Origin of the sequence: Peribacillus sp. NPDC046944 (assembly GCF_050272735.1) — a bacterium.
In the GTDB taxonomy this organism is placed as follows: domain Bacteria; phylum Bacillota; class Bacilli; order Bacillales; family DSM-1321; genus Peribacillus.
In genome coordinates this window covers 277,531-295,332 of sequence record NZ_JBNNML010000002.1, presented here as the reverse complement: position 1 = coordinate 295,332, position 17,802 = coordinate 277,531, and the positions used below count along the sequence as shown (strand labels likewise).

The following is a 17,802-nucleotide window of genomic DNA, read 5'->3' as shown; positions in this document are numbered from 1 at the left end:
TCATCTCCCAATTCTTTTGTTACCGTTTGAACATCCAATCCCTTATGTTCATGTGGTATACATCGATTGTAATGAATCATTATGAATGGAAGATGAACAATTGATTACATAAGCGGCAAACGAACATAAAAAGTAGACCCTTCCCCAAGTTCACTCTGAACCGCAATCGTTCCACCGTGAAGTTCCACCGTCTTTTTCGTAATGGAAAGACCTATGCCGCTCCCGTTCTCACTGCGATTACGCATTTTATCAACTTTATAAAACCGTTCAAAAATATGAGGAAGCTCTTCATCAGCTATCCCCATACCGGTGTCTTTAATGATCACTTCGACCATCCGGCCAATTTTTTTGATGCGTATAATGATTGAACCCCCACTTTCAGAGTACTTAATGCTATTCGTTATCAGGTTTGTCCATACTTGAATTAACAGCTTCTCGTCTGCAGAAATCATGGTGGATGGTAGATCCATTTCAATCACCATGTCTTTTTCCCGCCAACTCCATTCCAGCATGAACAGCACTTGCCTTATTTGCTGAGCTAAATCAAAGCTTGTACGCTGTAGGGGATCGTCTCCTTTATCCAATGAAGCGAGAATCAGAAGCTGCTTACTCATTGCCGACATACGCCGACTCTCCTTTTCAATAATGGACAAGTACTCCTTTCGTTTTTCCTTCGTTAACTCTTCCGATTGCAGGGTTTGGGAGAAGCCCTGGATCGAGGCGAGCGGAGATTGAATTTCATGTGAAACATTGGAAACGAATTCCTGTCTCATGTCTTCCAATCGTTGGATGCTCTGAGTCATTTTCGAAAAATGTTTCGCCAAATCCCCAATTTCATCACCACGGGTAACGTTCAATTCACCACTATAATCCCCATCAGCAATCCTTTTTGTCGCTTCCGTTAATTTGGTAATGGGCTTAACTAGAAAACGTGTGTTAAAAATAATGAAAAAGAAACTAAGTAAGATCATAAGAACGAGCAAAACGGCCAGGAAAAAGCGAATTTCCCCAAACTGCTTTTCAATATCAGGCCTAACGAACAAGGCGTATTTTTCGCCATCCACGTTCAGCGGAACCCCAATACTATTTTCTAATGCATCTTCAAAAAAACCGGTAATGAACAGCCCGTTATTATAGGTTTCAATCCCTTCATAGACTTTCCCGTTCAAGACATCAGAAACCGTATCCCCATCCAAATCCGTTTGATGAAACGATTTGCCATAAGAAGTAGCCTTACCCTGTTCATTGATTAAGTACAGCTGGTAATGCAATCCTGATACATGGTTTAAATAAGCATCAATATCCTGATCAGGATTTTCCTCATACAAAGAAACGATCTCCCTTGCGACCTTGCTGATTTTCTCTCCATTGTAGGGTTTAAGAACTTGATGGTAATACACATTAGAAAGTAAAAAAGCAATGACGCTAGCAAGCACCATGATTAAGATCGTTTGGACAACGATTCGAAAATAGAGTGTTTTCACTATTTTTTGACCCCCAGCTTGTATCCCAATCCCCTGACAGTCGTGATGACAAAATCATCCGTACGTCCTGTGAATCGTTCACGTAACCGTTTGATATGAACATCCACCGTCCGGTCATCCCCTTCAAAATCTGCTCCCCACACAAGTTCGATAAGTTGCTCCCGCGTAAAAACCTGATCGGGAAAACTCCCTAATTGAGCAAGCAGTTCAAACTCCTTAAGCGGAAGAAGCAATGTATTTCCCTGAATTCGGACTTCATAACTTCTTCGGTCGATGATGGTTTGATTTAATGTTATTAACTCAGCATTCACCATACGGTACCGTCGCAAAAGCGCTTTTATTCTAAATAAAAGCTCTTGTGGCTCGAAGGGTTTAACGAGATAATCATCCGTCCCGGCATAGTATCCCTTTTCTTTATCAATGAGCTGATCCTTAGCCGTAAGTAAAATAACCGGTAAATCATATTGATCGCGTATCTCCTTACAAAGATCCAGTCCGTTTTTATAAGGCATCATGATATCCACAACAGCCAGATGAATCCGTTCTTTCTCTAATAATAAGGAAGCCACATTCCCATCCTTCGCTTCGAACACCATGTATCCTTCTTTTTCTAAGTGAAATTTCAGTAACTCTCGAATATGCCGATCATCATCTGCAATTAATATATGTATCAAAGAAACACATCTCCGCTTCTTAATATGAATATCCCTACAATAGCAATATTCGAGCTCTTAAAACAACCCAAGCCTATTTAAAATAAAACAGGTAGAGGGTTTTTATCCCTTCATCAAAACCTATAAAGAAGTGATATATCCTTCTGAAGCTAAAAACCTTGAAGTGTATATTAAACACATATAAACCTAGACCACTTATTCGTCTAGGTTTTATGTTTTGCCTATTAAAATTATTCCTTCCAAATATGTTTTACTTACCTTCGTATTTATTCAATGTCCACAAGTAAGATAAACTAAAAAGTCTGCGGATAACCAAACATCCCTCATCATATTTAGTTAGAAAATTATCCTCTAAATCAGTTGTCCCTTAGGTATAGCTTTGGAGAATAAAATGGTGGTAACTGATGATATTATGGTTATTTACTTAACAAAATTAAGAGTAAATTGGGCATACGTTTAAAAGGTGTTGTACGTACTATATAATTTGTAAAAACATCAAATTTGGGATTGCAAGGGTTATCTCTATTCTGTAAGTAATAAATAGTTCATTCGTCACTAGGTATCTCTTCAAACTTTGCCAATCAAGGTTTCACATAAATTACATTATCTCAGGTATATCAATCTCTTTGCCTGGAGACTTACTAATTAGAACCTTTAAGAGTTCTCTTATTCATAATTAGTAGTAGCAATAAAATCAAAAGCACCAGTTGAACTAATTTCATTGTTATATTCAAAATTATATATTAAAATTACTGCATTATATGATTTCTTTAGGTTTATACTTTTCTGGATTTTTGGGATGACAATTTCTTCATACGAACACCCATCTAATAATGCTGATATATCACTACTACTATTCTTATAGACTGCTTTTTCTATTGTATCCTCATCAGTTTCATCCATATCAATATTAAAATCGATAAAGAATTGGGAAGGGACAGACTCGCCATCCTCATCATACGTTAAATCAACATACTCTCCTATTGGGTCCTCATCGTTAATATTCCCTAACCAAATTGAAACCCATCCTTGTTTTTCCATTATAGTACCCTCCTACTTTAATCTTAGACCTTGTGGTAAAGACGAAACTCCACCCTCTAATCTATAATTAGCCCAATTATTAAGCCGTCTAACAAATGTATTATAGTCGCTAGAAGTATCTATTATTGCTAACAATTCATTATGTGCTTTAGTTGAGCCTAATCCTCCGTGAACACCCTTTGGATTGACAAATTTGACATCGGATATAGCTGTTCTTAAGTCTTTAATCTCTTCAGCACCAATATTCCAACACTTAAATTGCGGAGCTCTTGAAACTAAGTGCCATTCATGTAAACCTCCAGGTTCTCTAAGCTGACGTTCAATTTTCTTTCTAATCTTTTTATCTTTCCAAAGTTCGTCTAGTTCATTACTTGTAAGGGAATTGAAGAATTTATTAAAATTCCCACTCTTTGCAGTTGGTATATCATCAACAGTTAATTTGTTTATATCTTTAGCATTATCTATACCCTTACCAGCATCCTTAATCTTAACACCTTTTAGCACATCATGACCCTTATCTAAGACTTTTATGGGTTTAATGAAAGTGAACGCTGCAGCTGTTATTCTTTCATTTGTAGTGGAACCGGGACCAATCATAGTAGCTATATCGCCTAGAAGGAAATCAGTTGCCGCTATGGCATATGGGGCTAGGCCATCCGGAGTTCCTGAACCGTTACCACCAAGTACCTTCCTTTTCCCTTCAAATGTTAAAGCATAGTCCCCAGTATTTGAATCCATTATTGAATCATCGCTTCGATTGCTTTTAATATTCTGTTTGGCCAGCCCTGCATAGATTGCTTCCATTTCCTTTTCGAGCTTCCGGGCTTCGGCCTCTTGTTTCTTAAACTCCCGGTAGCCTTTCATGTTCTCGGCCACTTCATCCTTCACTTGATAGGCTGCACTCACTTGAAAGGCGCTTTGGTTGAAGTTCATCGGGGAAATGGTACCGTCCTGACTGGTGGCTTCAATGAGAGCCTGCACAAGTCCAATGGCCACTTTTTCCTGGTCCTCGCTCACTTCATATTCCTCGACCAGTTTACTGTCTACATCCTTCACTTTCTTGATGGTCGTATTCTTTTCTTTTTCAGCACTCTCCATTTTCTCATGGAAATCATCTTGTTTGAATACGCTAAGCTGAAGGATATCTTCAATGTTTTGGAAAATCTTTTGGAGATCGGTAGACTGCTGGTTCACCATCGACTTGGCATTGGTAAGACCATGGGCCACTTCTCCCTCTAAAAAGGGCACCTCGACCACGGTCTCACCGGATAGGTCCGCTTCTTCCAATATGGCCGGAATGCCTTTTAGGAAACTGATTTGTGTGGAGAATAATTCGATCCAGGCATTCGCCACGGTGACCTGCGCCCGGTAAAAGTTCTTGATGGCCGTCGCCCCGGCTCCGGCCAATTCTTCATCAAGGTCGACGATTCCCTGGAATTCCTTTTTAAGCGTTTCGACCTGTCCCTTGAGGTCCTCATATTGCTTGGCCCGTGACTTGACGGCCGACTTCAAAGGCTTAGCTTCGAATATCGTCATAATGGCTGATACCCCTGTGCAGTATGGGTGATGGCTTCATCCTGCTCTTTCAGTAAATCCACGTTGGCCCGGGTGTCTTCCAGATTCTTTTTGACGATCGTCAGATATTGATTGAAGGTCTTTTCCAGATTGGTTTCCCTTTCCTCCCATTTCGATGTGAAGCTCAGATCGTTATTGCCGAGCTGATCGACCGGCAGTGCTCCGATTGTCGTCCCATCCACGGCCGTTTTCACCTGGCCGACTTGCTTGGTCACGGCGGAATGATTCAGTTTAATCGTCGTCATTTACAACACCAACTTCTTGAATTCGGATAATTCTATATGTATCCTTCTGTTCTAATCGGGTATTCCTCCCATTCATACTATCCATTTCACTAAAGAAAAACGTAGAGTGAGCGTCACTCCGTCCTTGTACATATCCCAAAAGAATCACCTCATAAATAATTCCTCGAATAAACAAATGTCATATTTTACATATTTTTTATTATAAGGATTAAAGTCCGAGAGATAAATAGGGATAAATACGCTACTTTGATAGTTCAACAGGAATTTCCTCACAACAATCTCGATATAGCATTAAGTCTTTTTACCTCCTTTTTTTAAAATAAATCAAAAAAAGGATGCAATCTGCATCCTCTTGGCTTTCATTGTTTATCTAATATCCTGTTTGAAGTGTAAATGAGGCATTCTTTGTTTCTTACCTTTTTTATGTTTCGGTTTCGGTTTTTTCTCTTGCACTTTTGCTTGGTCATAGACCGCTGTCCCCGCAATTCGTGCTACATCTTGAAGCTTTTCTTTTGAGATTTTATCAATCGTATCATCTGGGGAATGATACCAAGGCTCTGATGGATTGTGTATGAACAAGGCAGCAGGGATACCTGCTTCAGAGAAGGATACATGGTCACTTCGACCTCCCTCTCCATAAGGGGTAGCTACACCGTTCAGTCTCTTGCTAGAAGCCTGTGCAAGATCCGTTACTAGATTCGGTTCTCCATCGTTCGTCAAGAGAATCAAGTCCCCAGCATCCTTACTACCGACCATATCCAGATTGAAGTTTGCAATACTTCTGTTGATTTCATCTTCTGATAGATTGTCCACATAATCCTGCGAACCTAGCAATCCATTTTCCTCTGCTCCAAAGGTGATGAAGCGAATTTCCGTGTCTGTAGGCAGATCCTTCAGAACACGGGCAAGCTCAAGCGTGACAGAAGTCCCTGATGCATCATCATTTGCACCTGGTGCCCCAGCTACTGAATCATGATGTCCGGTTACATATATGATGTCACTCTTCTTCGCCTTTATATTCTTGGTTGCTTTTTTCGTTGCCACTACATTATAGGACGTTTTTTCTCCCGAAGAAGCACCCTCGATTTTCAAGGAGGCCTTCACCTTTTCTCCATTTTCCAATTTTGCTACGACTGCTTCACCTGCCGTTTTCGTAATTGTGACAGACGGTGCATATTGGTCATTGACTCCTCCGAGTGTCCCGTTTAAATCTCCCTCTGCATTATTGTAAATGATGACTCCCACAGCCCCTTTTTGAGCTGCATTCACTACTTTCTCAGCAAAAGAAAGGCTTCCTCGTTGTATGAGAGCAATCTTTCCGGCAACATTGGCTTGTTCAAGCTCCTCCAACGTTCCTAATCCAGCGTATACCACATCACCTGAAACGTCCCCATTTACGGAATAGGTTAAATGTTTTGGTTGAACTTCCCCATCATATCCGTCGAAAGCCAGTTCCACCTTGTCAGGATCTGTGTAGGATAAGAATTGAAACTCTTCAATATCCGCTTTGTAGCCATATGACTTAAACTGCTTTTTGATGAACTGGACCGCTTTATACTCCGATTCTGTCCCAGCCACGCGAGGTGTTTGAGAGAGGTATTCAATATTCTTGTAGATTTTGTCGACATTGATTCTCTTAACAATTTGCTTATCTGTGGAGGGGGCTTTTTCACTCGGAGATGAATGAGCAGGTGCCGCCAATGCAGTGGTACTACTAACGCCTCCCAACGCTAACGTAGTAGCTAATGTAAGAGATAGAAATGGTTTTTTCATAGATTTCCTCCTAATTTCAATAGATTCTTATAATCCATTGTAAATTATTCAGAATATTTAAAATAGGTATATTCATCCTAATTATCCCATTTCCCCGCTAGTCTATAATACCTTTTATAAGCGTTTACGCTGGGATACGATTTATTTTTTTGTCATCCTATATAAAAATTCTTTCGAACGTACAGGAATTTAGCTTTTTTTCTGGAAAGTAGTACAAAGAGAATACGACTTTAATCAGGGAAGAAGGGGCGAGAATGTCCATTACTAAATTCGTGATGCCTGAAGTGATTTTTGGAAAAGGTTCGATAGAGCAAGCGGGAGAGGCATGCCTACGTTTAGGGGCCAAAAAGGTGCTGATTGTAAGTGACCCTGGTGTAGCCAATGCCGGCTGGCTGGATATCGTCGTAAAATCCTGTCAAGATGCAGGACTTGCCTACGCTTCCTTTATCGATGCAACGACAAATCCTAAAGACCGTGAAATAGAAGCCGGCTGTTTGACGTTTCATAATCATGAGTGTGATGCCATCATAGGGGTTGGCGGAGGAAGTGCGCTGGATGTCGCCAAAGGGGTCGCTTTATTGGCATCAAACGGCGGAGTCACCAGTGATTATGAAGGGGTCGATAAAGTCCATTCGCCTCTTCCACCCATGGTGATGATCATGACCACGGCTGGATCCGGCTCGGAAGTCTCCCAATTTTCGGTGATTGTCGATTCGTTCCGCGAGAAGAAAATGACGATCATCTCAAAGTCGCTCGTACCCGATATTGCCATCATCGATCCGGCTACGTTGACAACTTTGGATCCAGACTTGACTGCGGCAACGGGTATGGACGTTTTGACTCACGCCATTGAAGCCTATGTTTCTATCGCAGCAACACCACTTACTGATGTTCAAGCACAGAACGCCCTCTCCATCGTCTCCCGTTACATACGCCCTTCTGTTGCATCTAAAAATAATGAAGAAGCAAAAGAGGCGATGGCCATGGCTAGCCTGCAAGCCGGACTTGCCTTTTCCAACGCCATTTTAGGAGCCGCCCATGCGATTTCCCATGCCATCGGCGGAAAGTACCTGCTTCCACATGGGGAAATCAATGCAATCCTTCTCCCCCATGTCATGGATTTCAACCGAATTGCTTCCCCTAGGCGATTCAGCGATATTGCGGAAATCATGGGAATCGACACACGGACCTTAACAGAGCAACAATCAGGCGCCGCCGCTGTTGCCTTCGTTCGGGAGTTATCCCAAGATATAGGCGTGCCTCTAAGTTTAGGGGATGTCGGCATTACTACGGATATGATTGAACTAATAGGCATGACCGCTATTGATGATGCCTGCATGATTACAAATCCTCGTGATATGTCCATAGAACAGATTAAACAATTGCTCCTTACAGCCCTATAGGAGGTGCAACCATGAACAAAAATGAAATGATAGATTTAATGACCGGTGTACGGTCTTCGAAAAAAACATACTACACTGAACTAAAGAAGACCGTCGATGAGTTAAAAAAGAAGAATCTACAACTTGAAATCATGAATGATATTACCAAGAACATGAACGGAGACTTGGATATTCATCTTATTCTTCGAAATGTAGTCGATAAACTAAAACGACTGATCTCATTTGATGACTGTCATTTCATTATTTTATATGAAGAAGATCCGACTCTACTCCATATATGCCCTAATGGACCATGCGAGCTTAACATTGAATCCAAAGACCAATTACATTCGATAAAGGAACCGATCCAGATAAACGTCGAGATCCTCCCTGCTTTTCCAGAAAAAGAACAACTTCTGTCCCTTCAGATAGAAACGCTCCTCTTGATTCCTGTGTACGGAAAAAATGAAGAAATCGGGATTTTAACCTTCGGCAGGAAGAATAACACAGCATGGCTCAAAGAGGAGTTAGATTTTCTAAAGCAACTATCCAATCAGCTAGCGCTAACTTTCGAAAATGCTCTGCTCTATATGGAAGTACTTCATTCTAAGCAGGAATGGGAGGATACCTTTAAGGCGGTAGAAGATATGATTGTCGTCTTTGACCGGGAGGGTGGGGTCTACAAATCCAATGATGCAGCCAAGGATTTTTTTGAATTAGAACCTTTGAAAAAGGCCTCTCAAGCTCTCATTCAAGAAACCTTCTCACTTGATAAGCCAGGTTTTCAGGAACTCCTTCTTCAGCAAGGAGCCATAATGGAAATGCACGCCTACCCCATTCAAAACAAGGAACAGCAAGTATACGGTGTTATCGCTTATTATAAAAATGTTACCGAAAGAAGAAAAATGGAAGCTCAATTACTTCATGCCGACAAGCTAGGGGCCATCGGTGAAATGGCAGCGGGAATAGCCCATGAATTGAATAGTCCATTAACCGCCATCATTGGTAACTCTCAGCTTTTATTGAGAAGCACACTTCCGGAACACCATGATTACAACCTGCTAACCGATATCCAAAATTGCGGCGACCGATGCAGGCAAATCGTAAAAAGTCTGCTTACCTTTTCACGGCAGGATGAATACAAGTTCCACTATTATTCTATGAACGAAGCCATCCACCAAGTTTTGAACTTGCTGAAGTTCCAACTCGAGAAGAAACAAATATTCATTCACCTTTCCCTACAGGAAGACCTGCCGTACATCAAGGGCAGCCAACAGCAGATTGAACAGATTATCATCAACTTGTTATTGAATGCCAAGGATGCCTTGAGTGATCTTGATGAATCAGCCCCAAAAACAATCACCATCCAGACCTTTTTAGAAGAGGAATATATGATCGTCCAGGTGGCTGATAATGGGACAGGAATTGAAGCCGAGCGCCTCCCTCTTATTTTCCACCCTTTTCATACGACAAAAGACCGCGACAAGGGGACTGGACTGGGGTTGTCTGTTAGTCTTGGCATCGCGAAAGATCATGGCGGCAAAATTGACGTATGGAGTACGCCAGGCCAAGGAAGTATATTTTCACTGAAGATCCCCCTACCGACAGAAGATGAGAGGAGTGAATAACATGATTCATTTACTTGTAGTGGACGATGAAAAAGAGGTGGGTACCTTTTTATCCCGGCTTTTTACGATGAAAGGATACAACGTACACGTCATACATAGTGGAAAGGACTTTTATGCAATCGATTTTAATCAGGAGCATTATGATGCTGCGATGATTGATTTGAAGCTTCCCGATTGTGACGGCCTTTCCCTTTTACAACATCTCAAACAAAAACAACCTCGTTGCAAGGCACTCATCATGACTGGTTACAGCACAGTCAAGACCGCCGTCCGCGCAATGAAACTTGGCGCAAGTGATTATATGGAAAAACCCTTTGCCGATATTGAGATATTAGAAAAGCAGATTGAAAACCTCCTGAATGAAAACACGGATGTGAATCAGCATTTCTTTCAGAAACTGGCCAGGGACTCCGGTCTCATCGTCGGTGAAAGTGTCATAATGAAAGAACTGACAGAAATGGCGTTCAAAGTCGCTCAAAAATCGGTTAATGTCTTAATAGAAGGGGAAACGGGAACGGGTAAAGAGGTGCTCTCCCGCTTCATTCACTCAGCAAGCCCGCGTAACCACGAGCCCTTTATCGCGATTAATTGTGGAGCCATTTCAGAATCCCTGCTTGAAAGTGAATTATTCGGCCATGAAAAAGGCGCATTCACCGGTGCAACCCAACAACGAAAAGGCTTTTTTGAAATAGCCGGAAATGGAACCCTTTTCCTTGATGAAATTGCTGATGCCAGTCCAGCCATCCAAGTCAAGCTTCTGCGGGTCTTGGAAACTAGGGAATTTATGCGGGTCGGAAGCAGTGGGACATTACGGACCAACGCACGATTGGTAGCTGCCACTAATGAAAATCTTCAGCAAGCAGTAGAAAACAATAAATTTCGGGAGGATCTATTTTACCGCCTGAATGTTGTCACTCTTGAAATACCAGCATTACGTCATAGAAAAGAGGATATCCCTCTCCTTGTCGAGCATCTGGTCGAAAGGAATGGTCAGGCAGATGTATCCTTTTCACAAGAGGCTATCGAAAAATTACAGCTATACGACTGGCCCGGAAATATACGTGAGCTATCTAATACCGTGATGAGAACCTTAACCCTCGCAGATCATGGACAGGATATCACTGCGGACGATATCGTTCTCCCTACCCATCAGGTCATTTCACCCAAGAAACAAGCTACAATGGATCTTCACTCTCCTGAAAACCCTCTCGAAGAATGGCGGAAGAAACTTGTAGCCGATTTTAATGAAAAAGATGAGCTGACGCTTGAAAACATACTCTTGGAAATCAAACAGTTCGAATCTACCATCGAAAAAGAGCTCGTCCTGCAAACCCTTCAAAAAACGTATGGAAACCGGAATGAAGCCGCCAAGCGCCTACAGATTTCAATGAGGAAATTACGTTATATACTAAATGAAAAAAAACATACCTGACTCTTATATGAACAAGGGTGCCCCCATTAATAGGACACCCTTTCATTTTTTTCTATTCCATTGTTAAAACGATACGACCGTTAATTTCACCCTTTTCCATCATTTTAAACACATCATTGATTTCATCAAGCGGTCTTGTTTCAATATTCGTCCGTACTTTTCCATCTGCCGCAAATTGAAGAGATTCTTGTAAATCTTTTCTTGTACCAACGATTGAACCTCGCACAGTTACCCCATTTAATACCGTATCAAAAATAGGGATAGGAAGTTCATCATTCGGCAATCCGACCACGACGAGTGTTCCGCCTCTTTTGACTGAACTGTAAGCCTGTTCAAATGCTTTTTTCGTTACGGCAACAGAAATAGCTGCTTGTACGCCACCAACTTTATCCTTAATTGCTTGAACGGGATCATTCTTCAACCCATTCACTGTATAATCCGCTCCTAGTTCTTTTGCCAGCTCAAGCTTATCATCTTGAATATCGACGGCAATGACATTGAATCCCATCGCCTTCGCATATTGAAGCGCAACATGCCCAAGTCCGCCAATACCATAGATTGCGACCCAGTCCCCTGGTTTTGCTTCTGAAACCTTAAGCGCTTTATACGTCGTCACACCTGCACAGAAAATTGGGGAGACCTCGGCAAAATCTAGCCCTTCCGGAACCTTGACAACATATTTTGCCGGTGCCTTACAATATTCCGCATATCCTCCGTCCACCGAATATCCTGCATTGAGTTGATCCAAGCAGAGCGTTTCACGGCCCGTCAAACAGTATTCACAGTCTCCACATGCTGAATAAAGCCATGGAATCCCTACTCGGTCACCGACTTTCAATGTTGTGACGCCCTCTGCTACCTTCTCGATAATCCCTACTCCTTCATGTCCAGGAATAAGCGGGAGCTTTGGCTTCACCGGCCAGTCGCCATGTGCTGCATGTAAATCCGTGTGACATACGCCACATGCCTTAATTTTAACTAGAATCTCACCATACTCTAAATCCGGAATCGGTACATCCTTTATTTCAAGCTCTTGTTTAAATTCATTGACGACCGCTGCCTTCATTGTTTTAACATCCTTCAATGTTTTCGATTCCACCGTACTTGTCCCCTGATTTACATTCATGATTCTATTCCTCCCTTAGGTCCGTGTTTTTCTCACTTCCACTTATTTATAATGCAAGTGCCATGCCAAACAGAAAAGTCCAATCAAGTTAGGTTCAAACGTAAATCCTAGCCGAAAATTCGGCCCATTATGACAGAAATCCGGCTCAATGATGACGAAAACCAGTTCGTATATTGCTGGAAAAATGGTTCACCCTATAAAGAGGAGGTGTACAATGGACACATTTGAAGAAGCCTATGAATCCTACAAACAACAAGGAACGCCACAAGCAAACCAACAAGGTGGGAACGACAAAGAAGAAATTGTCGCCGTACGGAAGAATGAAGAGGATAATATCATCGCCATCAAGACAAATACCGGAAGGGAACTGGACTATCCCACCGCTCTTTCAGAAGCCAAGGCTGGTGCACTCGCAAACGTAGATGTCTTTCATAAATATGGTCGGGACATTTTGCGGAGTGAGCCTGATGGCATTAAAGAAAATAATCTGGATGAACTGCCTGAATTTTAAAGACCGAGAAAAGCTGCCTTCCATTCAGGCAGCTTTTTTCCGCAACAAAAAAAGAACCGCATACTAACAGGTTCTCCTAACGACTTCCTCAAGGTTTTCCGGGATATTGAAAATGGAGCAACCAGCACTCTCCCTTTTTCTCCAATCCTTCTATCTGTTTACCATTCATAATGATAGAACTCAGATATTTCCAGCAAGCGGCCACAGATTTCGACCACTTCTATGATTTCAATCCAAGACATATCCATCCCAAGTTCATTAGCATGCGAAATCTTATCCCGTAACTTCCTGATGGCATTGGCATCTTTCTTCCCCTTACTTTTGGATGGGATTTGAAAAAATGTTCTCAACTCTTTATCTTTATGAATAATGTCGAATTTATCGCTAATTTGTAGACATTCAATTAAATTAATCTCCTCATTTTTCTCCATTCTCCTTTCATATAATTCACTTGCCTTATGTAGACGATCCTCACTAATCATCGGATACCAGCTTTCACCCCCGAATCGATGCATGATAATATCACTAAGTCTCATTTCCAATAAAGTGATATAGCCAAAAATCAGCATCCTGATTGGTGGTTTTTGGAGGTCGGCATGCGTGATTAACTTTTTGATTGAATTATTCTCTAACACGAATACCCTCGTTTTCTTCTTAAAAATGCCTAACAATTGGATCAAGGGCGTTGAATCCGATACAAGTTCCCTTGGGGAAAAGAGCTTCATATAATCCGAAATGTTCCCTTCGCCAAGTTCATGTCTATCGATATAACCAACGATTTCCCCCTGGTCTTTCACGGCCAATGTATCAAAGTGTTTTTCCTCCATTACATTTTTGATATCAATGGCCGATTCATCTTTTCCACAAAACTCAAACTCTTGGGCTATGCTTCTGACCGTGATATTTTCCTCATATAGATTTTTAAGACTGTGATAACTACTATTGTTGTTTTTGTACTCTACATTGGACATCCATGACCCTCCATCATTAGCATTCTATCCTAATTCATTAGAACCTAATAACTCCCCACTATCAGAAATAAGTCCACATGAAGTGGACTTTATTCCTTCATTCAAATGATATGTTTCTGCATATCTTCATTCACTTCTTGTTCCCAGTCCTTGCAAACATCTACCCAGTCCTTTGCTTTTGAGAATTGAAATAAATCCCCGAGTGAAAGTTCAATGGCTGAGTTCGCGCTCCCGCAAGCCGGGAAAACTGTCTCAAACCGTTTCATCGAAACATCCAAGTAAACATCCAGTTCATTTGCCAATCCAAATGGGCAGACACCCCCGATTGCATGTCCGGTCTGTTCAAGAACTTCTTCTGGAGATAACATCCTTGCCTTGAACCCAAACATTTTCCGGAATTTCTTATTATCGACTTTCGCATCTCCAGCGGCCACGACCAAAATTGCTTGGTCTCCTTCTCCCCTAAATGACAACGTTTTGGCAATGCGCGCGGGTATAACCCCGATTGTCTCCGCAGCTTGGTTTACTGTGGCACTAGATGTTTTGAATTCCATCACATCATGTTCCCTGTTCCATTGTTTAAAGTGGGCCCTAACACTCTCGATTGACATTTACTTTCATCCCTTTCCTTTAACTCTTTTTATGAATCGTACCATTCTTCACTATAGTAAAGCAAAATCTCTTTCCTTTATTCTAAATATTCAATATTTCGCATAAAATCTTGAAATTGACGAAAGAGGCCAAAATACGATACTATTAAACTTCGGGCAAAAGCCTAACGTGGTTCGTAACCATCCCACGATAAAAAACTAGGGAGAGAAAAATATGAATATTCGTACGCTCGCGATAAATGGTCTATTGGCTGCCATCTATATCGCTGTCTCATTCGTGCTTCAGCCGATTATGTTTGGGGTGCTTCAATTCCGCATTCCCGAAATGTTGAATCATCTTATTGTATTTAATAAGAAATATATATCCGGCATAGTCGTCGGTGTGTTCATATCGAACCTTTTCTTTTCACAGTTAGGGGCATATGACTTGATTTTTGGGGTCGGGCAATCTCTGATAGCCTTATTGCTTGTCATCTTTTCTTCCCGTTTCATAACGGGCATTAAGGGTCGAATGGCCATGACCATCATCATATTCACGGTTACGATGTTCCTAATAGCCATAGAATTGAATCTAGTCTTAGGATTGCCATTCTTAATAAGTTGGGCAACAACAGCAGCCGGGGAATTCCTCGTCCTACTGATCGGGGCACCCATCATTTATATGATGAATAAAAGAATTCAATTTGGAAAGTTGCTTTGAACTCACTGTGCATAAAGTAAAAGAACATTCTATATCCAAAGAGCTGTCTGCTACATGCAGCGGCTCTTTTTTTCAACCATACTCAAAAAAATTGATAAATGGTGGTGACTTTTTGCAGAAAAAAATACTGATGTTACTCGTCCTTCTGATTGTAGTAACATTCATCGGGCTAAATTCAGAATTATTCACGATGATTTGGAATAGCGACTTGGAATCCGTGATAGCCATATTGACAGAAAATCTCCTTCTTACCTTTGTAGTGACGTTCGTTTTGATGATCATTCAGAACTCCTTTACTGTCATCCCCCTGATTTTACTTTTAACAATTAATGTAACGATCTTTGGCTTTGCATTCGGGTATCTATGGAGTTGGTTAACAAGCGTGGTCGCGTCAGGAACCATTTTCTATGCTGCCAGGCACTGGTTCCAGTCATTGATTTTAAGAAAGATGGGTACCGACTGGCAGGATTCCGTCAAGGATCATGGGTTTATGTATGTCTTTACCGGTAGAATTTTCCCTTTCATACCGACAAGTTTAATAAACCTTGCAGCTGGAGTTAGTTCCGTCACCTTCAAAGATTTCTTAATGGCAACAGCATTAGGCAATCTCATCTACTTCTTCTTTCTCTCTTTAATTCCATATGGACTTCTTTCCGTAGAGATGAATCAATATACATTGATTGTACTCGGTTTCCTGCTCTTAACCTTTTTCCTTATCTACAAGCGCTTCAAGAAAAAAAAGAACCTATCACTCTTTAAGAAAAACAGGTAACCTTGCTGCCTGTTTTTTTGTGTGGAATCGTATATTTTCAGCCAATAGTTTGTTAAAATGTGTATGTATTTCAGCTTTGAAATGTCGGAGAATTCAGGGAGACCCATATGCCGAGACGTATCATATTAGTAATCTACATTCTTTCTGGAATGACCACATTACTTGTTTTCAATTACTATTTAATGAATTCCTTGAATACTAAAGAGGCGTTCCTTCAACTCCAGCGAGCAGAAGGGTTCATCTTTGTCCTATTAATCGGTTTGATTTTATTTCTCTACTTATCTAAAAGAGAAGAGTTCAAACAACTAAAAGAAGAAGAACAACTTCGAAGTACCCTTATTAACTCAATGGTAGACTTTGTGAATTTTAAGGATGGAGAAGGTAGATGGCTAGAATCGAATACGTTTGGACTTCAGTTATTCCAATTGGAGAATGTGGACTATAAAGGAAAAAAAGATAGCGAGCTTGCCGAGTACTCCCAATTCTACAGAGATTCATTGATTTACTGTGAAGATTCCGATCAAGAAACATGGGCAATGAAGAAGATTACGCGTTGTGAGGAGAATATTCCACTGCCAAACGGTCATTTTAAGACCTTCGATACCATCAAAGTCCCATTATTTCATGAAGATGGTTCACGAAAAGGGTTAGTAGTCATAGGTAGGGATATTTCAGAAAGAATTGCCGCGGAAAGTCAATTGCTTGCTAGTGAACAGCGTTATAAGTCTTTGTTTGATCACAACCCTTCCCCCATGTTAATGCTTGATTTGAAAGGAACCATCACAAACGTCAATCCAAGATTTGAAACCGTCACTGGATTCCGTAAAGGTGAAGTTCAAGGGGACCCTTTTATTGATTTGGATTTTTCCGCAGAAGCTAAAGAGCTCATCCAATCATCCTGTCAATATGTCGTGGAAAATCAGAAGGGGATTAAAAAAGGAAAAGATATAGCGCTTGTTACCAAATACGGGAATTCCATTTTACTTTCTTGTACTTTTGTTCCCATGTTAGTGGGCAAAGAATTAGCCGGTATCATTACGTATGCAAAAGACGTAACACAAATTCGTGAAACAGAAAGACGCTTACGAAAATCCGAGAAACTTTCGATCATCGGTGAACTTGCAGCAAGTGTTGCTCATGAAGTGCGCAACCCTTTAACGTCCTTAAAAGGGTTCGTTCAACTCCTGAAAAAAAACGACCAACCCCATGATCAATATTACACCATCATGCTTAGCGAATTAGACCGAATCAACTTAATCGTTAGCGAATTGCTTGTCCTAGCAAAGCCTCAGGAAATCATGTTCAGTCAAAATCAGATCGTAGAATTGATCGATGAAGTCAGAGCCTTGCTTCTTGTAGAAGCCGATTCTTCTTCCGCTCAAATTTCTATCGAGGTAAAAAACGATATACCGCTTATTTTATGCGAAGCAAACCAGCTGAAACAAGTATTCATCAACATGGTCAAAAATGCTCTGGAAGCAACAGCATCCCATATTTCGATAGAAATTGAGCATATTAACCATTCCATTTCCGTTACAATCAAGGATAATGGCTGTGGAATCGAGAAAGATCGCATGAAACATCTCGGGGAGCCCTTTTTTTCATCTAAAGAAAAAGGGACTGGGCTTGGACTGACCGTAAGTTGCCGAATTATCGAAGCGCACCAAGGAAAAGTACACTTTAGTAGCAAACTAAACCATGGTACCGAAGTTAAAATTGAATTGCCGATATATAAATAGGATAAGTACTTGTTTACTTGTCCTATTTTGTTGTGTTCGGGATATAAGTAAACGTCCCCATACACACGATTGAACCGGCCAAAATCACCTTCTCGCCTTTTTTATCTTTTTCAACGTACTCCCCCCTACATTTCCTGT

Annotated in this window: 16 protein-coding genes and 1 riboswitch; of the genes, 7 read left to right on the top strand and 9 right to left on the bottom strand. The window is 41.1% G+C overall.

Annotated elements, in window-relative coordinates:
* Window positions 1-104: 104 nt before the first annotated feature.
* The 6 genes from ACQKIC_RS04410 to ACQKIC_RS04385 all read right to left on the bottom strand — a co-directional run bounded on the left by ACQKIC_RS04410 (window position 105) and on the right by ACQKIC_RS04385 (window position 6,792).
* Window positions 105-1,484: a sensor histidine kinase gene (locus tag ACQKIC_RS04410; protein WP_427591639.1), complete on the bottom strand. Its 1,380-nt coding sequence runs from the start codon at window positions 1,482-1,484 to the stop codon at window positions 105-107.
* Window positions 1,484-2,158 (bottom strand): response regulator transcription factor, encoded by a 675-nt coding sequence (locus tag ACQKIC_RS04405; protein ID WP_402958539.1) that lies wholly within the window; start codon window positions 2,156-2,158, stop codon window positions 1,484-1,486. Before ACQKIC_RS04405 ends, ACQKIC_RS04410 begins: the two co-directional genes overlap by 1 nt.
* A gap of 666 nt (window positions 2,159-2,824) precedes the next feature.
* Window positions 2,825-3,199: an immunity 22 family protein gene (locus ACQKIC_RS04400; RefSeq protein ID WP_402958541.1), complete on the bottom strand. Its 375-nt coding sequence runs from the start codon at window positions 3,197-3,199 to the stop codon at window positions 2,825-2,827.
* Between the two features lie 12 nt (window positions 3,200-3,211).
* Window positions 3,212-4,735 carry a T7SS effector LXG polymorphic toxin gene (locus ACQKIC_RS04395; RefSeq protein ID WP_427591640.1) on the bottom strand — a complete coding sequence of 508 codons (1,524 nt, stop codon included), beginning with the start codon at window positions 4,733-4,735 and terminating at the stop codon, window positions 3,212-3,214.
* Window positions 4,732-5,019 (bottom strand): YwqI/YxiC family protein, encoded by a 288-nt coding sequence (locus ACQKIC_RS04390; protein WP_403124382.1) that lies wholly within the window; start codon window positions 5,017-5,019, stop codon window positions 4,732-4,734. Before ACQKIC_RS04390 ends, ACQKIC_RS04395 begins: the two co-directional genes overlap by 4 nt.
* A gap of 366 nt (window positions 5,020-5,385) precedes the next feature.
* Window positions 5,386-6,792, bottom strand: coding sequence for a M28 family peptidase (locus tag ACQKIC_RS04385; RefSeq protein WP_402872122.1), 1,407 nt, complete (start codon window positions 6,790-6,792; stop codon window positions 5,386-5,388).
* Window positions 6,793-7,046: 254 nt separating this feature from the next.
* Here ACQKIC_RS04385 and ACQKIC_RS04380 point away from each other — a divergent pair, with 254 nt between their 5' ends.
* The 3 genes from ACQKIC_RS04380 to ACQKIC_RS04370 are packed head-to-tail and all read left to right on the top strand — an operon-like array spanning window position 7,047 to window position 11,234.
* Window positions 7,047-8,195 carry an iron-containing alcohol dehydrogenase gene (locus tag ACQKIC_RS04380; RefSeq protein ID WP_427591641.1) on the top strand — a complete coding sequence of 383 codons (1,149 nt, stop codon included), beginning with the start codon at window positions 7,047-7,049 and terminating at the stop codon, window positions 8,193-8,195.
* A gap of 11 nt (window positions 8,196-8,206) precedes the next feature.
* Complete coding sequence (locus ACQKIC_RS04375; RefSeq protein ID WP_427591642.1) at window positions 8,207-9,802, top strand: ATP-binding protein; 1,596 nt, start codon at window positions 8,207-8,209, stop codon at window positions 9,800-9,802.
* Window position 9,803: 1 nt separating this feature from the next.
* Complete coding sequence (locus tag ACQKIC_RS04370; RefSeq protein ID WP_402958551.1) at window positions 9,804-11,234, top strand: sigma-54-dependent transcriptional regulator; 1,431 nt, start codon at window positions 9,804-9,806, stop codon at window positions 11,232-11,234.
* A 52-nt stretch (window positions 11,235-11,286) separates the two neighbouring features.
* Here ACQKIC_RS04370 and adhP read toward each other — a convergent pair whose 3' ends face one another.
* The gene (gene adhP / locus ACQKIC_RS04365; RefSeq protein WP_402958646.1) at window positions 11,287-12,300 is read right to left on the bottom strand and encodes an alcohol dehydrogenase AdhP; all 1,014 of its coding nucleotides are present in this window, start codon (window positions 12,298-12,300) and stop codon (window positions 11,287-11,289) included.
* 274 nt (window positions 12,301-12,574) lie between these two features.
* Here adhP and ACQKIC_RS04360 point away from each other — a divergent pair, with 274 nt between their 5' ends.
* Window positions 12,575-12,871, top strand: coding sequence for a DUF3892 domain-containing protein (locus tag ACQKIC_RS04360; RefSeq protein WP_402872134.1), 297 nt, complete (start codon window positions 12,575-12,577; stop codon window positions 12,869-12,871).
* A 158-nt stretch (window positions 12,872-13,029) separates the two neighbouring features.
* Here ACQKIC_RS04360 and ACQKIC_RS04355 read toward each other — a convergent pair whose 3' ends face one another.
* Together ACQKIC_RS04355 and ACQKIC_RS04350 are read right to left on the bottom strand one after the other, a co-directional pair.
* Complete coding sequence (locus ACQKIC_RS04355) at window positions 13,030-13,842, bottom strand: hypothetical protein (protein WP_427591643.1); 813 nt, start codon at window positions 13,840-13,842, stop codon at window positions 13,030-13,032.
* Between the two features lie 101 nt (window positions 13,843-13,943).
* A complete protein-coding gene (locus ACQKIC_RS04350) occupies window positions 13,944-14,453 on the bottom strand; it encodes a YbaK/EbsC family protein (protein ID WP_402958553.1) in 510 nt (169 codons plus the stop codon).
* 163 nt (window positions 14,454-14,616) lie between these two features.
* Window positions 14,617-14,661: riboswitch (PreQ1 riboswitch) on the top strand.
* Between the two features lie 6 nt (window positions 14,662-14,667).
* Here ACQKIC_RS04350 and ACQKIC_RS04345 point away from each other — a divergent pair.
* The 3 genes from ACQKIC_RS04345 (at window position 14,668) to ACQKIC_RS04335 (ending at window position 17,664) form a co-directional block, all read left to right on the top strand.
* The gene (locus ACQKIC_RS04345) at window positions 14,668-15,153 is read left to right on the top strand and encodes a QueT transporter family protein (protein ID WP_402872143.1); all 486 of its coding nucleotides are present in this window, start codon (window positions 14,668-14,670) and stop codon (window positions 15,151-15,153) included.
* A gap of 112 nt (window positions 15,154-15,265) precedes the next feature.
* Window positions 15,266-15,925, top strand: a complete 660-nt coding sequence (locus ACQKIC_RS04340; RefSeq protein ID WP_403124368.1) for a TVP38/TMEM64 family protein — start codon at window positions 15,266-15,268, stop codon at window positions 15,923-15,925.
* Between the two features lie 107 nt (window positions 15,926-16,032).
* Window positions 16,033-17,664: an ATP-binding protein gene (locus ACQKIC_RS04335; RefSeq protein WP_402989307.1), complete on the top strand. Its 1,632-nt coding sequence runs from the start codon at window positions 16,033-16,035 to the stop codon at window positions 17,662-17,664.
* Window positions 17,665-17,802 lie beyond the last annotated feature (138 nt).

Excerpts from the sequence above, each read along its gene's own strand:
- ACQKIC_RS04400 (WP_402958541.1), bottom strand. The coding sequence starts at position 3,199 with ATGGAAAAACAAGGATGGGTTTCAATTTGGTTAGGGAATATTAACGAT.
- ACQKIC_RS04395 (WP_427591640.1), bottom strand. The coding sequence starts at position 4,735 with ATGACGATATTCGAAGCTAAGCCTTTGAAGTCGGCCGTCAAGTCACGG.
- ACQKIC_RS04390 (WP_403124382.1), bottom strand. The coding sequence starts at position 5,019 with ATGACGACGATTAAACTGAATCATTCCGCCGTGACCAAGCAAGTCGGC.
- ACQKIC_RS04385 (WP_402872122.1), bottom strand. The coding sequence starts at position 6,792 with ATGAAAAAACCATTTCTATCTCTTACATTAGCTACTACGTTAGCGTTG.
- ACQKIC_RS04380 (WP_427591641.1), top strand. The coding sequence starts at position 7,047 with ATGTCCATTACTAAATTCGTGATGCCTGAAGTGATTTTTGGAAAAGGT.
- ACQKIC_RS04375 (WP_427591642.1), top strand. The coding sequence starts at position 8,207 with ATGAACAAAAATGAAATGATAGATTTAATGACCGGTGTACGGTCTTCG.
- ACQKIC_RS04370 (WP_402958551.1), top strand. The coding sequence starts at position 9,804 with ATGATTCATTTACTTGTAGTGGACGATGAAAAAGAGGTGGGTACCTTT.
- adhP (WP_402958646.1), bottom strand. The coding sequence starts at position 12,300 with ATGAAGGCAGCGGTCGTCAATGAATTTAAACAAGAGCTTGAAATAAAG.
- ACQKIC_RS04360 (WP_402872134.1), top strand. The coding sequence starts at position 12,575 with ATGGACACATTTGAAGAAGCCTATGAATCCTACAAACAACAAGGAACG.
- ACQKIC_RS04355 (WP_427591643.1), bottom strand. The coding sequence starts at position 13,842 with ATGTCCAATGTAGAGTACAAAAACAACAATAGTAGTTATCACAGTCTT.
- ACQKIC_RS04350 (WP_402958553.1), bottom strand. The coding sequence starts at position 14,453 with ATGTCAATCGAGAGTGTTAGGGCCCACTTTAAACAATGGAACAGGGAA.
- ACQKIC_RS04345 (WP_402872143.1), top strand. The coding sequence starts at position 14,668 with ATGAATATTCGTACGCTCGCGATAAATGGTCTATTGGCTGCCATCTAT.
- ACQKIC_RS04335 (WP_402989307.1), top strand. The coding sequence starts at position 16,033 with ATGCCGAGACGTATCATATTAGTAATCTACATTCTTTCTGGAATGACC.